Source organism: Sphingobacterium sp. BS-2 (genome assembly GCF_046161205.1).
Classification (GTDB): Bacteria; Bacteroidota; Bacteroidia; order Sphingobacteriales; family Sphingobacteriaceae; genus Sphingobacterium; species Sphingobacterium mizutaii.
Genome location: NZ_JBIXGO010000017.1, coordinates 262994 through 278285, shown reverse-complemented (window position 1 = coordinate 278285; position 15292 = coordinate 262994). Strand labels below are relative to the sequence as shown.

Sequence of the window (15292 nt, the reverse complement as noted above, 5' to 3'; positions counted from 1 at the left end):
CTTAATTTTGATTTAATAGTTGTTGGATTTCTTCACTGCTCTTTCCTTTGGTTTCCGGCAGATATTTAAGGACAAATACAAATCCTATCAGGCAAACCAATCCCAAGAGGATAAATGTCCCTGCCACGCCAATATCGTCCAATAGGAATGGAGTGATATGTCCCATCAGAAAATCGGATACCCACATCGCCAGAATACTTAAACCCATAGCCTTGGCGCGTATATGCGCTGGAAAGATCTCGGACGCCACCACAAATTTCAATGGACCTATGGAGAATGCAAAGAATGCCAAGAAGCAGATAACAGAAATTACCAATAGCCAACTGTCTGCTAGATCTAAATAGAACAACACACTGGTCAGAAATAGCGATATAGCCCCTCCCATGGTCCCGATCAGGTACAAAGGTCTTCTCCCCAAACTATCCACCTTCCAAATGGCAATCAGCGTAAACAACATATTGGCTAACCCAATGATAATCTGCCCATAAAGGGAATTGTCCAAACTGAAACCTAAGGTCTTCAAGATCGTAGGACCGTAATAGATAATTACATTGATTCCGCAGAACTGCGAAAAGATGGGCAAAAACAAACCAATGATCAGGGCTTTTCTATAGATCGGTTTCCAAACTTCGGAATATCCTGAATTGGCCATCCCATCCATATTTTTCGACCAGCTCGGACTTTCTGGCACAAACATCAAACCGATAAAAAAAGCCAAGGATGGAATCAAGGACATTCCGATCATCGCTCGCCACTCCTCTTCTACAAACACATATTGGAAGAAGGAGTGATTGGAGAATTGTGCCAATACATCCTGATCCTTGATGATCAGAGCATTGGATACATAAGCCAGCACGATACCAAAGGTCAATGCCAATTGGTAAAAGGTAACCAACTTTCCACGATCCTTGATCGGAGCTATTTCCGAAAGGTAAAGAGGCACCACATTGGAAGCAATACCAATCCCAATGCCGGTAAAGATCCTGGTCAAAATAATCAAGGAAAAGGATTCCAGAAAAATACAGGCAAATGTAGCAATGACAAAGATGATTGCGGCAAATTGCATACTGCTTTTACTGCCATATTTATCCGAAAGATGACCGGATATCATGACACCGATGATACAGCCTAAAAGTGCGGATGACACAAACCAGCCTTCCAAAAAACTGTCTAAGTTAAACTGCATTTTTACCAAGGGCAACACCCCAGATACCACAGCCATATCAAATCCGAAAATAAAACCTCCTAATGAGGCTATTATGGCCACAAAGGCCAATTGCTTGCTGGAAATATTCACATGTCGGAGTTTAGTTTATAATTGTTATTTCGATACTCCCCAATTTTTATTCGGTTCTGCTCCCATTTCTAAAATCAATTCGCCTCCCTTCAACAACTCCTCAGCATTGAAATAAAAGGTTTCTAATTTCTTTCCGTTTAGGGTAGCATTTTGAATGTATACATTCTTTTTACTGTTGTTTTTAGCCTTGATTACAAATTGTTTGCCCCTGCCAAACTGTTCAGCAAGGTCTATCTGCACCTCCTCAAACATCGGGCTTCCAATTTCATAGACCGGTTGGCTTCTGGTCCCTCCATCCATCTGGAACAGACCTATGGCTGTCATCACATACCATGCACTCATTTGCCCTTGGTCTTCATCGCCCAAATAAGCATTGGATATTCCGCGGCCATAATACCGTTCCGCTATCGAACGGCTCCATTTCTGCGTCAACCAAGGTTTGTCCAAATAATTGAATAAATAGGCAAAATGCATCGATTGCTGATTTCCTTGAACAACCGGATAATCCCAATATTGATCATTAGGCCCATTATATCGCCATTTTACACTTTCATCAAATCCCCATTCCAAACGTTTTGAAAACACATCTGACCCAATCCAATGGGCTAGTCCCGGGATATCCTGCGGAACAAAAAAAGTCAATTGCCAAGCATTCCCTTCTACATAATGATGGTTTGCTCCCGACTTGAATGGGTCGAAATCCTTTAGCCATTCCCCTTTTGAATCTTTCATCCGGGCATAGCCACTTTCCACATCAATGGCATTTTTCCACCAATTCCCACGATCGTTGAAATAAGTATAATCCTTTTCTTGGCCTAATGATTTGGCAAACTGACCAACGGTCCAATCATCAAAACTGTATTCCAAGGTATTGGAGAACCTTCCCAAATCTGAAGGGACATATTTATATTTTAGATAAACCTCAAGGTCTCTGTTTCCAGCAAATCCACCTGCAAATTTCGAAGGTAGTGTAGTCTGCATTTTTTTGACCGCTTCAAATGCTTTATCTACATCATAATCGCGGATCCCCATTTGATAGGCTGAAACAATCAAGGGAATCTCATGCTCAGCAACCATCACGGGTATATATTCCATACCTGCCGGTCCTTTAGCCAACCAACCATCAGCATCATACATAGCCAGTTGCGATTTAACCCATTTGTTGCTCCATTCTGGCGTTACCAGATTCCAAAACTGATTCAGATTCCAGAAGGTATTCCAAAAAGCATCACATCCCAAAGCCAAATCCTGCGGATCGCTGAATTGACGTACCCGTTCCTGAGAATCGCGCCATTCTCCATTGATATCACTAAAGGTATTTCGGCTTAAGGATCTATACATATTACTATAGAACTTTTCCTTTTCAAAGTAATCATCCGATTTCACCTTGAGCCTCTCCAGTAAAGTATTCCAGGTTTTTAATTGATTGTCCCTAACCTGTTCAAAAGACCATCCAAAGGGTGCTGAGATTTCCTTATCCAGATTTTCTTGGGCATTTTCAATACTCACATAAGATATCCCAGTCCTTACTTGCACCGTCTTTTCTTGGCGGACATCAAACTCTACATACATCCCAGCTTCTTGGACCTCTATTCCAGCGGCATTCTGCCCTTTTTGGATGCGATCGGATTCCCAAGTTCCAAAATCCACAATGGGCTGATCAAACTCGATGACAAAATGGACCTTATAATCCTGTTTCGCATCCGTAGACCAGACATTCTCAGACAATTGATCCGAATAGCCTATAATTTTATGGTCTGAAACCTTCTTTAATTGATAATCCTTAATGGTATAAGGATATTCTCCATTGACCTTCAAGTCAATCATGACTCGCCCTTTATCCGTTTGGTTAAAGGTATATCGTTGGAAGCTGGCTCTGGTTGTCTGCGTAAGATCTACGTCGATATTGTGGTCTGTCAATTTCACATGATAAGATCCCAAGGGAGCTTTTTCCGTTGTTTTATCAATCCTTGATCGATAACCTGAATCAGGGTCATATTGATCCCCAACCTGGATCTGTAATGGTCCGGCAGTCGGAAAGGTACCTAAGCCCGCCATGGTCCATTCATGGATATGGCTGAACATCCCTATCGATTCAATGGAAGGTTCATAACCTGCCTGCCAACCTACATTCTGGTTATCAGGACTTAATTTCACCATACTGAAAGGCATCCAAGGACCCGGTGCAATCATCCATCGGGAATGGGAGGCACCAATCATGGTATTGACATAACTTGAAACCGAACCTAATGGTTTCGGACCACGTACTACTTTCTCTTTAACAAGAAGTTTATCGTTGACAAACACTTCAATGTTACTTGCCTTTTCTTTTTTTACTGCAGCTAACGGTAATTCTAATTTAGATAATCCTTGATCCATGGACTTCTGATAGGCAGTTTTGCCATCAACCACAACCTTTACGGTTTGATTGTCCTTTAACCGCAGCACCTCTACCAATAAGTTTTGGACCCTCTCTTTCTTATTTTCAAATTCAAAATCAGAGACTTGGATATCTTTGATTACGGTACTGTAATCAGACAGCAGTTTGGTCTTCGAAGGCCCTAATAACCTAAAAGAATCAAATTCAACCCAACCGCCCTTTAAACTGGTTATGCTCACTTGGTTGAAGCCATTTTTCAAGATCTCAGGCTCAATATCGATCCTGATTTTTTCGGCTCCCAATTGTCCAGCAACAGGATTGCTTTCTCCAGTTCCATTCTTGAGTTCATAATTGAATAGAACCCCATTGATAGCTACTTGAACAGTAGGCTTAGCCTTGCTTTCTGAATTAACGAAATCCAATTCCAAGACATACTTCCCTTGCAAATCAATGGCATTCAATTGATAAAAGAGGTTCAAAAAATGGGTCCGGATTCCGGAAGTCCCTCCTGTTCCACCCCATCCATTTGCTGGACCTGGCAAGACATAAGGGAAATCTTTGTTGAGCACACTTTGTCCAACCACGAAAAAATTATCTTCATAGCCAAAATCATGCGCTAAAAAGTCCTTATATCCCAGCGGACTTAAGGCAAATTCCTGACTCGATTGATCTGCTTTTCCTAATTCCCAAATCGCTGCCTCTTGGGCTAACAAACCCGTTGCTGAGGCTAGTAACAGAGCAGTAGAAAAAAACATCTTTCGATAAAATTGCATATCCATGATTTTGGTATTGGTTATTGATTTGACTATTTCAGGAAAGATAGAATCACCTTTGCTTCTTCATTTCCTAAATTCTTGATCTTATAGCTTTCTGCGGAGGCCGGTACAATGAAGGTTTCAGCATAATGGAAAATTTGCTTATTTCCCTGTCTATCTTCCAGCTCGATGGAACTTCCTTCAACCAGCATCAATACATGCGCCTTATTCGTTGTATTTACTTGGATTTGATCCTGAAAATCTAATCTTTGGATCTCATAATAGTGCACAGGATGCGTAGGATATTGAATGATCTTTGCGCCATCCCTTTCCTCCAAAACATAAGGTTTGGAGATATGATCCTGCTCCACCTTTTCGCCTTGCCTTGAAAAATCAAGGTTTTTGAAGCCATGTTCTATATTGATAGGCCTAGGTTTACCTTCTTTATCGCGTTGGAGCCAATCATACATCTTAAAGGTATAGATATAGGGTGTAGCTGATATTTCAAGAACCAGATTGTTCTTACCAGCGCTATGCACGGTTTGATTTGGAATAAGATATAGCTTATGTTTCTCTGAATCAAACTCTTGAACATATTGCGTGACGTCCAACTCCTTCTCTTCGGCTACACTTTGCTCCAAGGCCTTTCGAAAACTATTGGGCTCAATCCCTTCTTGAAATCCTAAGTACACCTTTGCATTATCTTTGCAATCCATGATATAATAGGTCTCATCTTGGGTAAACTGCTCGCCAAAATTTTCTTGTATATAATCCAATGCGGGATGGCATTGAACAGAAAGGTTACCGCCATCAAAAGTATCCAGAAAGTCAAAGCGGATCGGGAAATAATCTCCAAATTGCTGATGACCCGATCCTAATATATTCTTGGACTCTTGGAACATGAGGGTATCGAAACTGATTTCCAACAACTTGCCCGAACTTTCCAGTACCAAACCATTTTCAGGAGCAATAATCTCAAATGACCATGCATAATTTACCTCATCTTGTGCCAATTCATGAAAACGTTCTTTCATCCATTGTCCACCCCAAACGCCAGGATCAAACCATGGTCTTGGTCTAAATACCGTTTTGCTCATAGCTGTTAAGGAATTTCTCAAATCCTCAGCTTTGATCCAATTTAAGGTATCCAACCACTGGGTATCCGCAAAAAGATCAATCCTGGGCAGGATTTCTTTTTTATAAGCATTCAGCACGATCCAATCTACAAAGTACAGACGCTTGTAGGTATTTTTCATATTGAACCTCGTGTTTGAGCCGATATTAAAGGCAGACTTGCCCCTTACTCGAAACAGAAGTTCATTCTTTGGAATATCAAAATATGCGATGGAATCAAAGGAAGAAACAAAACTGGCACCTATGCCCCAAACAATATTGAGATCAAATTCCGTATTGGCTTCTAGGTTTTTTAGATCATCCAACAAAAAGAAATCTCCTAGACTAAGGTCACAGACCTTTCCCCACACCGAGTCATCGGTTCCCATAAACGGTTCGACCATTTTATCAAGCTCAGCTTCAGGCTTCAAGAAATCCTTCGTATCGATCCAATTGACAGAAACGGATTGCTCGGCAAATTCCTTTTCTAGGGAAGCCTTGATGCCATCCCAATCCACCGCCACATAACCATCTACACAAACTGTCTTTCTAGATACCATCCAATCTGCTAATGATGAATAACCAGAAGAAATCAATCCCTCTGCAATGGAAAAAGATGGATAAATGCTATATCCAGCCTTTAAATCACCTGAAAGAACTGCAGGCATCTCAGGTTGTTTGGTCCCACGTATTATTTTAGTGCTTTCCATGGTTGACAAATCTTCCAACATATTTTATTGCGATCTAAAAAATTTTTAATTTCAATTGGTTTACAACACAATATTAAGACATTGTACCTACATATCAAAGAAAAATATCAATATGTTTATACATATTAAGGAATTTACAATTCTTTAACAGTAAAAACATAAGTTTAAACCTGTCCCTATCCTTGATCATTATTCAGTATTAGTGGAGATTTGCTTTGATCTTATTCGAGACATATTCCGAATTTTCCGAATATGTCTCGAATAAGGTCAAAATGAAACTCGAATAAAACTTCCAGAAAAATCTATCTCAGGATTTCGGAAATAATAGTCTTTGAAGCCTCTTGTATTATTCCTACATCAACAGAATATGAAATATAATCTATTCCCAATTCCCTCCATCTTCTGGCATCGGAAAGATTATCCGTGAAGATTCCAGTTTTCTTAGAGTTAGCTTTGCAAAGATTGACGATATATTCAATTTTTTCTATCACAGCGGGATGGTTGATTTGACCGGGTACACCTAAGGCTTGAGAAAGGTCATATGGACCAAGGAAAATGATATTGATATGCGCCACTTCAATGATCGCCTCTATGTTTTTGATGGCCTCCTCTCCTTCCAGCTGCAAAATCAAATAATTCTGATTAGCTCCAGCAAAATATTCAAACCTATCCTTATTGGAAAACTCAGCTGCACGGACAAATCGGCACACCCCCCGCATCCCTATAGGTCCAAACTTGGCGTATTCAACAGCTAGCTTGGCCTGTTCTGCATTACTGATCTGAGGCACCTGAACACCCAAAGCCCCAATATCCAATGCTTTGCCTATAGCCGAAGCTGAATTTTCCGGAACACGGATGATGGGAAAGGTCCCGGTGATCTGTGCTGCCCTTACCAAGTTTTGGGCATTCAATATGCTATTAGGACCATGCTCCAGATCGATGATGATAAAGTCAAAGCCGGCATATCCCATAGCTTCAATCATGGAGGGATCCGAAGTCTTTGAAAATGGACCCACCACAGTCTGTCCTGCTTCCAGTTTCTCTAAAAATCTCATGTAGGTTTAAATTAAACCTAAAAATAACTTATATTGCTGATAATGACCAAGGAATCAAAACAGAAAATTAAAGAATTCCATGATTTTGAACCTTTAACCCAAACCTATACGCATGGCACTAAAAAGAATTTATAAAGAAGGATTAAAGCTCGGTGAAGGCCCTCTTTGGGATTATCGAACTCAGCAACTTTTCTTTGTAGATATACTGGATAAAAAACTGTACGTCTATGATTACAAGGATCAAAGTTTTGAGCAACATATTTTCAACGAGTATATCAGCTGCGTTGCATTGACTGCTGATCTGGATAAAATCTTGATTTCCCTGGAGAGTGGCCTGTATGAATTTAAGTTGAGCACAGCGAGCAAAACGTTGATCAGCCAACCGGAGCATAGGAATAATTACAGATACAATGATGGGGCAGTCAGCCCTTGGGGAACTTGGTTAATCGGAAGCATGAATAACCTCAACAATGGGGATAATGGTCCTTTTTTACCTGATGCTACTTTATATGAACTCAAAGATGGGGATGCAAAGACCTTATTGGACGGGGTTATCATTTCCAATGGGATAGCCTTTGAAGATACTCTTATTTATTTCATCGATTCGGAATTAAATTCTGTAAGGCAATTCGAATATCGCGATGGAAAATTGGAAGAAGAAACATTGATCTTTCAGTTTGAAGGAATTGGGTCCTTGGATGGAATGTGCCTATCAAAAAGCAGGAAACTGTATATCGCAAATTGGGGCGGAAATCAGATCATCATATTTGATCTTGTCCGCAAAGAGATCATCGATTATATCAATTTACCTTCCAAAAACCCAACTTCTTGTACTTTTGGCGGGCCGGAAATGAATGAATTATTCATTAGCAGCTCGGCGCATCAGGATGACCTGGAAGGTGCTGCTGGGCTATACTGTTTGAAAATAGATGACGAAGGAAGCGAAGAATTTATATTGAACGCTTAAAGAGCAATGTCATTAAGTTAGGAAAAAAACAAAGCGGAACTTTCCTGAAGAACAATAATACCAATTTGTACACTTTTGATTCTGAACAATTCGTGAAGAATCTGTACGGTTTTCCCCCACCCTGATCGTGTCATTCTCTATCGAAGATAGAGGACCTGTACGCCAACACCTCTCTCCCTTGTATAGTTCTGAGAAACTTCGTGCCAACCAATGACAAGTTTGTTAGAACTGTGTTTTTAGCTATTTAGACCCTTATTTATTTTCCATAAAAATCTCTTTTTTGCGACATACTGCCCTGGAAGGGCAGAATTATTTTAGCAATGGTATCGAACAATAAAGGGTTAATGCAAAAACGATGTTCGATTAATCGAACATCGTTTTTGCGCCACTTCCAGGCTAACGTGCCATGTCTGCTAAAATAATGGCACCCCTAAAGGATCAATGTCATTAAGTTAAGGTTTTTTTGAACTGAGGCTCATCCGAAGGATTTCGGAGAATTGCACACCTTTAAACTCAACGATGGTCTTTATTGAATTGACGAACAGTTCTTCAATCTTCGATTGAAAGATGACAAAGCCTTTAGAAGGAGATCCGTACAGATTCTTCACTAATCGTTCAGAATTGGAAATGAATTCCGTAGGGATTTTCTGAAAAATATTTCACCCACACTGTGGGTTATCCGATTAACGATCAGATTTTCTACAAAGATGTCACCCCTTCCAGGGGTTCCCAATTTATACAATCATCCATCCTTCCGAAGGAAGCACTTTAGCCCCCGGCTCATTTCCAGTGGCGGAAAAATGGATAGAATGCCGTCGACTTGTGCGATGGGATTGGCCTTGGAATGCTTTCAGAAGATCATCCCATCAAAAGGGATGATCTTCTGAAAGATATTCCCGACAACAAGGCATTCTGTCCATGTGCGGATGATTGTGCGAAAAGCCACCTTAAATGGGCCGAAGCGTTTTGGTTACTTTTGCGCCTCAAAAGTAACGAAGAATCTAAATTTTGTTTTTTTTGTTAACCTAATGACAATGGCCTAAAGGAGCATTAATAATCGTCTTGATAAGGATCTTGTTCCTGATCATAGAAATCGGTCAGTTGTCGGATTAAGAAGAACATGATATCTTTATCGGATCCTAGTCTTTTGGTCATTTTACCCCAAGCTGTTTGGTTGAACTCCATCCTATTTTTTTGGGAATCCTCATACACCCATTGGTTTCTAAAGTCCTTGCCCAAGCTGGCGGAAAAGTTATTTCGAGTATATTCCAGTACACCACGCAAATTCCGTTTGATGCTAACCGTACCATATTTCCCTGTTTCCTCATAATATTCATGGCCAAAAGTATCCGTTCCCGACTCAGAAGAATAGCCACGGTTATCCTCGATCTCTTCCCCGCCAAATACATTTATCCTATGGGATAGTTTGTAATTGCTCTCTTGGGAATATTTGCGCACTAAATCTCGCAGGAAACTTGTTTTCCATTCATTATCGCTCAATATCCCTGGAAAATGCTTGGCTAGATATTTTTGATCATAGGACACTTTATTTTTTGAATTATCATAAAATTCAAGTCCATTGAAAACATTTTTTTCAAGGGTAGCTTTATATCGTCCATCGAGGGAATTGAATTCGAGATGACCAAAAAAATTATTGCTGATCTTGCCTCTTTGCGCCCATGCGCCGAGGCTACTGAAAATAATAAGGAGAAAGATAGTTAGTTTTTTCATGATGCTACTTTACCGTTGGAATCAATTTTCGCAAAAAAGATTAAACTGTTACGAAAATAAATATTACCTCGTGGTTAGGCAAAATTGTGTTAAGTTTTTTATTATTTCAAAATAAAAATCAATCTTTTGAACAGCCTCTCAATCATCAATCATATTTTATTGATTACCAACAAATTAACTTCAACAAATAATTGACAAAAAAATAATTAAATAGGTACTTCAACGATTTTTCAAAAAAATTATTGAAAATCAAACCAAAGATTTCAAAAATTAATTTTAGTGTTTAAACATTGTTCACTATTTTAGGATAAGCGATAATTAATTTCCAAACCATTTATTAATTATTATGATTAGCCTTGACACCCAATTATTTGAAATCTCACATGGTCTTCATCTGGGGAAATTCACCATATCTGACTTAGGCGATATCTTACCGGCAAGTCTCATGATCCATGACTTGAACGGAAATTCGCCTAATGGATGCAGTTATATGAACCATTGGGGAACCAGTTATTTGGGGGTATATCCTGAAGAAATCCCTGCAATGGGGATGAATTATTATGACCATTTCTTTGTAAAGGAGGAAATCTTCAGCTTTTTTGTTGGTTTACAGCAATATATCATCAATGGAGAGTCTGATAAAACCTATAATTTCTTCCAAAGGGTAAGAAGGTATTCTGATCAGCAGTATCAATGGTGTTTTACCAACTGTAAGCTAGCTGAAATTCAATCCGAGTCTAAGTTGATCTTGATTTCTGCCCCTATTGATGGTTTGGACCATATCATTCAACGGGTCAATAAGACCTTGGACCAAAACGAATATGTGCATGCCCATTATAAAAAGTATGCACAACTGACCAAAAGGGAAAAGGAGATTATTCGCATGTTGGCAAATGGTTTCACTACATCGGAAATCTCGGACCAGCTCTTTTTGTCTTCACATACCGTATCAACACATAGAAAAAACATCTGTAAAAAACTGGATAATAAATCCTTTGCTGAATTATTGAAGTTTGCCGTAAATTTTGACTTGACCTAGTCAATGGCAAAATCAATCAAAGGCAAATAATTTGGACCTGCTACAATTAACATAAATAAAAAACCTGAGCCGGGGAAGCTCAGGTTTTTTTTACTAACCAATTATTAACCTAAATTATGAAATTATTTACTCTTTTACTTTTTTACTCTGTTTGCTATTATTAACGCAAAGCCAATGCCTAACTGTATAAAACCAGCAGTGGATTAACATTTTTTAACAAGGAACAGGAATAAATGCCTAAAAAAGAATGGCCTCTAAATCCGTAGAAGCCATTAATATTTATTTTGGTTAATAAGGGTTGGTCAAATCAATACCCAAAGATACTTTCCTTGTATGGGAATCCCATACGGTTTCCCGTAAAGCATTAATTAAATTTATATTAATCCTTTGTCCTTACAGTATAATACCAATTGTTCATTCTTGGTGAAGCCCAATACTTCTTTCATCAGGTTCAATCTTTTTTCAATACTACTCAAGCCAGAAGGTTTGATGTTCTTTTCCTGCAGGATTTGTGGGATGTTTTTTTGGAGGACACCTTGCGATAGCGAAGAAATGATCTGAATGTCCATATTGGTAAATTCATGTGAATTCTTGGATCTCAGGGCCAAACGGATATCAGGTGATTGATAGATCTTGTTGCTTGCCACGGCCTTCATTGCTTCCCTGAAATATTGACCATCGTGCCTTGCTTTTCTGACATAGGCATCGATCTGGTAATTTCTAAAGAGGTCTTCGATCAGACTGATCCGATCAATGGAAGAAAAGACGATAACCTTGAGGTCTGGTTGCAGTTCCTTGGCTGCCTTGATCAAATCCTTCCCATGAGAGATCTTCTGTGGAACGATATCATCTTCGAAAACTAAATCAGTAATCAGCAGGTCATAGGGCTCTCCCTCAGATACAGCTTTTCTGATCCGATTGAGTGCATCATCGCAGTAATAGACATATTTGGCATCAGTGACTCCCATCTCCTGCACCGTTTTATGGACAGAAAGGTTTGCCACCTCATGATCTTCAGCAATCAATACTTTTTTAAACATAACAACCTATTTTTGAATAGGGATGGAAATGTGAATTCCTAAACCGCTATTATTATTTTTCTCAAAAGTAAGGGTCCCCTTCAATAGATTTATACGGTTTTCCGTATTCATAAAACCATTACCATATTTTGGAGATTCTGATAGTCCTATACCATCATCTTTATAATATATATGAAGGATATTTCCTTCATAATCAAACCTGACTATGACTTCTTGGGCTTTACTATGCTTCTGCATATTGACCATCAATTCCTGTAGGACCTGTTCAAGGTTGTCTTTTTGGACAGCATTCAACCTATCCCAAGTAGCTTCTTCATTTCCTGCGATCAAGACTGTTCGCTCTTCATTCGCAAAGGATTTCAGCAACTCGGAAATAGTCAGGTGAAACGGAATGTCACCCATCCCAAGATCTTCCACCTCGTAAGAAATATCCCTAGATTTATCATAGAGGATTTCTAAACGATCTAAAAGTTCTTCCCGATTGACATCATCTCGATTTTCCAATTCCGCCATGACTCTGTATATGCCGTTTGCCACTACATCGTGCACTTTTCTGGAAGTTTTCAGTTGGCTTTCCTTAACTCGATTTTCTGCCTCCAGTTCCATCCTTTGTTTCCTTCTCTTATGCCAATTCAGGAAATAGAAGGAAGAAAGGGCCGCCACGATGATCAAGCCAACCAATAGCACACGCATCAGGTTCAATCTATACTGCTTTTCAGCGATTTCATTGCTGAGCTTGAGGTTATTGGTTTTACTTTTCTCCACCTCATATCGGATTAAAGCGAACTGATTTTTTGCTGTTAACCGTGCAATTTCAACACTATCTTGGATCTGATGGTATTTTTCTAGAATAGGGCGGTTCTCCTCCAATACGGATAGCTCCAATACCCTTTGCAAAGCATCCATTTGCGCATCTGGATTTTTAATGGTCTTTGCTATGTCAAATTGCTGCATGGAATAGAAAAGTGCCGAATCCTTGTTCCTTTCTTTATAGTAATTCGCAATATGGGAATAGCTAGAATTGAGTCCCCAAGGGTCTTTGTTCTTCCTACGGATCTGCATGGCCTTTTTTAATACCGGCAATAGCTTATAGGCGGTATCGAGATGGCTCTTTGCTCTAGCATAATTGGTCAAGAAGCGTGCATAATCAATAGAATTTGAATCTGCATTGCTAACAAGTTCTTTTAAGATTTCGCTCGCTTTCTCATATTCTTGATTGGCGATATAGGTAGAGGCTAGGTTATTTTCATAAACCTTTCTATTGGTTGGACTGCTGGTATATTGGATAGCCAATTGATTGGATTCAATTGCCTTTTTGGTATCTTTTAAAGAGGTATATACATTGCTCAGGTTATTGTAGACCATTCCAAGCAGGGCATGTTGGCTGCTATCGTTGAGGTTCAGATACTCAATTGCCTGAGTGGAGGTTTCTTGGGATCCATAATAATCTCCAAAATCGGCTTGGGTGATCGCCATATTGATGAGACTTTCGGCCACACCGACACTATCATTCCTTTCTAAGAACAAAGACTTTGCTTTCTCGAAATAAACAAATGCACTATCAAACTCATTTTTGTCCAAGAACTCGTATGCCTGTTCGTAATACGGATTCTTTTCAGCTTCTTGAGTGGATTTAATTCGGCTTTCGCAGGATACTAAAAAGAGTATCCCAATTAAGAGTAATAATGGTTTCACAGGTAAAAATAATAATGATCAAAAGTAGCCAATAAAACAATTACTTTTCAGAAGAATAGACTAATAATCACAAGAATGAAAGAATATTTTCTTGAGCGAAACCCATGTTTAGACAAATAAACTTGTAACAATTTACACGAAAAAGCAATAACAAATTGTTACACAACTATTTAACAACTAGCAATTTGTATAAATTTTACAAATGCTTTAGTTGGGTGATAAATTAAGATGTCTAGGAATTTAAGCAAATATGTAGTTAAGCGACTTTTTGAAATGCAAATTAAAACAAAACATCATTTTAATTGAGGGATAATTAATAATAAGCGATTTGAGCAGAGAAGTATTTTCCCCTACAAACAGTAGATATTACACTACGAAAATTGAATTTCCTTTATCAATAGACCATCCTGATTATGGAATTCACCTTGCCTTTGCTAACTTAAAACATCAAAATAAACTAACTCAGTAAAGACATACAATATGGGATTTTTAAATAGGTTATTTGGAAAACCTGCACCTAAAAAAGAAAATGAAATTAAAGAACAACCGACCGTCAATGAATCCCCAATCATTGAACCGATAAAAACAGAAAAAGAATTATTTGAAAGTTACGCAGCTTATGGTTTTGAAAAGCAGCTAGACTTTACAGAATTGATAGAAGACAAGAGTTGGGATGCAGATTTGACCCGTGGGACGATTTCTTTTGGTGAAGGATTTGAATTTCCTTTGCAGATAATCGGCAGCTTTTCTTATTCGGTTAATACTTGGCTATGGTCTTGGGCAAATAGTCAATCCAATTTGCCAGAAAGCCTTCTTGAAGATGCGAAAATATTAAAAGAGTATGGAGTAAAGAATAAGATAGATCAGCTGAGAACGCCTGAATTCCCAATAAAACAGGATGAATTGCACCGATTAGGTTTGATCGCAGTGGGCATGTTTGATGCTGATGCCTATTACCTAGCAGACTATGGTAGTGGAATCATGCTGATGACCGTCAAATCTGATACAATCCAAAATAACAGAAAAGATAATCATCATCGGATATTCACCACCTTCCCTCAAGTTATCTCTAACTTCGAGGTGGACCATAAGAATACCTTGACCCATTATCTAAAAAGCAAAGGATACGAAATTGATGAGAGCGAAAATCAAATTGTTGGCACGAAAGGGAATGATAAATGCAGGGCGACCTTGGATTCGCTAAATCGCATAGTCCATCTGGGCGGATAAAAAGAGGACAATTAATGCCCTCTGATTTCTTTGATGAGTTGGTCTTTGTTCATGTTGTGTCGGTTTTTTATCCCGATTTCTTTAGCTTCTGCTAGCAAATCTGCTTTAGACCTGTCTTCTAGTTTTTTAGAGTTTTGATCGATGGTTCCAGCGGCTTGCGCATTGGAAATCCGAGCAGCTTTTTCTTTACTCATCCCCTTGTCTACCAAAGCGTCGTAAGTTTTTGGCTTTTTTATCTGTGGTGTTTTTGTTCTGGGCATAATATTGAAAATTTGTTTAT

Annotated in this window: 11 protein-coding genes; 3 read left to right on the top strand and 8 right to left on the bottom strand. The window is 38.9% G+C overall.

The genetic code is table 11. The features are described 5' to 3' along the window. Position 1: 1 nt before the first annotated feature. The 4 genes from ACK2WI_RS10000 to ACK2WI_RS09985 all read right to left on the bottom strand — a co-directional run bounded on the left by ACK2WI_RS10000 (position 2) and on the right by ACK2WI_RS09985 (position 7310). Positions 2-1297 carry an MFS transporter gene (locus ACK2WI_RS10000; RefSeq protein WP_409150625.1) on the bottom strand — a complete coding sequence of 432 codons (1296 nt, stop codon included), beginning with the start codon at positions 1295-1297 and terminating at the stop codon, positions 2-4. A gap of 24 nt (positions 1298-1321) precedes the next feature. Next, positions 1322-4450, bottom strand: coding sequence for a GH92 family glycosyl hydrolase (locus tag ACK2WI_RS09995; protein ID WP_409150624.1), 3129 nt, complete (start codon positions 4448-4450; stop codon positions 1322-1324). Positions 4451-4482: 32 nt separating this feature from the next. Next, complete coding sequence (locus ACK2WI_RS09990) at positions 4483-6276, bottom strand: class I mannose-6-phosphate isomerase (protein WP_409150622.1); 1794 nt, start codon at positions 6274-6276, stop codon at positions 4483-4485. Between the two features lie 281 nt (positions 6277-6557). After that, positions 6558-7310, bottom strand: coding sequence for an HpcH/HpaI aldolase family protein (locus tag ACK2WI_RS09985; RefSeq protein ID WP_409150621.1), 753 nt, complete (start codon positions 7308-7310; stop codon positions 6558-6560). A gap of 112 nt (positions 7311-7422) precedes the next feature. Between ACK2WI_RS09985 and ACK2WI_RS09980 the strand changes: the two genes are divergently transcribed. Continuing rightward, positions 7423-8277, top strand: a complete 855-nt coding sequence (locus tag ACK2WI_RS09980) for an SMP-30/gluconolactonase/LRE family protein (protein ID WP_409150619.1) — start codon at positions 7423-7425, stop codon at positions 8275-8277. A gap of 1050 nt (positions 8278-9327) precedes the next feature. Here the strand turns inward: ACK2WI_RS09980 and ACK2WI_RS09975 are convergent. Continuing rightward, a complete protein-coding gene (locus ACK2WI_RS09975; RefSeq protein ID WP_409150618.1) occupies positions 9328-10008 on the bottom strand; it encodes a hypothetical protein in 681 nt (226 codons plus the stop codon). Positions 10009-10354: 346 nt separating this feature from the next. Here ACK2WI_RS09975 and ACK2WI_RS09970 point away from each other — a divergent pair, with 346 nt between their 5' ends. Next, a complete protein-coding gene (locus ACK2WI_RS09970; protein ID WP_312697997.1) occupies positions 10355-11047 on the top strand; it encodes a helix-turn-helix transcriptional regulator in 693 nt (230 codons plus the stop codon). A gap of 374 nt (positions 11048-11421) precedes the next feature. Here the strand turns inward: ACK2WI_RS09970 and ACK2WI_RS09965 are convergent, their stop codons facing one another. Beyond that, positions 11422-12087 (bottom strand): response regulator transcription factor, encoded by a 666-nt coding sequence (locus ACK2WI_RS09965; protein WP_093095214.1) that lies wholly within the window; start codon positions 12085-12087, stop codon positions 11422-11424. 6 nt (positions 12088-12093) lie between these two features. Continuing rightward, entirely contained in the window at positions 12094-13782 is a 1689-nt protein-coding gene (locus ACK2WI_RS09960; protein WP_409150616.1) for an ATP-binding protein, read from the bottom strand. 480 nt (positions 13783-14262) lie between these two features. On the opposite strand from ACK2WI_RS09960, the gene ACK2WI_RS09955 reads away from it, so the two are divergent. Then, the gene (locus ACK2WI_RS09955; RefSeq protein WP_093095211.1) at positions 14263-15012 is read left to right on the top strand and encodes a DUF6882 domain-containing protein; all 750 of its coding nucleotides are present in this window, start codon (positions 14263-14265) and stop codon (positions 15010-15012) included. 11 nt (positions 15013-15023) lie between these two features. Here the strand turns inward: ACK2WI_RS09955 and ACK2WI_RS09950 are convergent, their stop codons facing one another. Continuing rightward, entirely contained in the window at positions 15024-15272 is a 249-nt protein-coding gene (locus ACK2WI_RS09950) for a Rho termination factor (protein ID WP_409150614.1), read from the bottom strand. Positions 15273-15292: the final 20 nt, after the last annotated feature.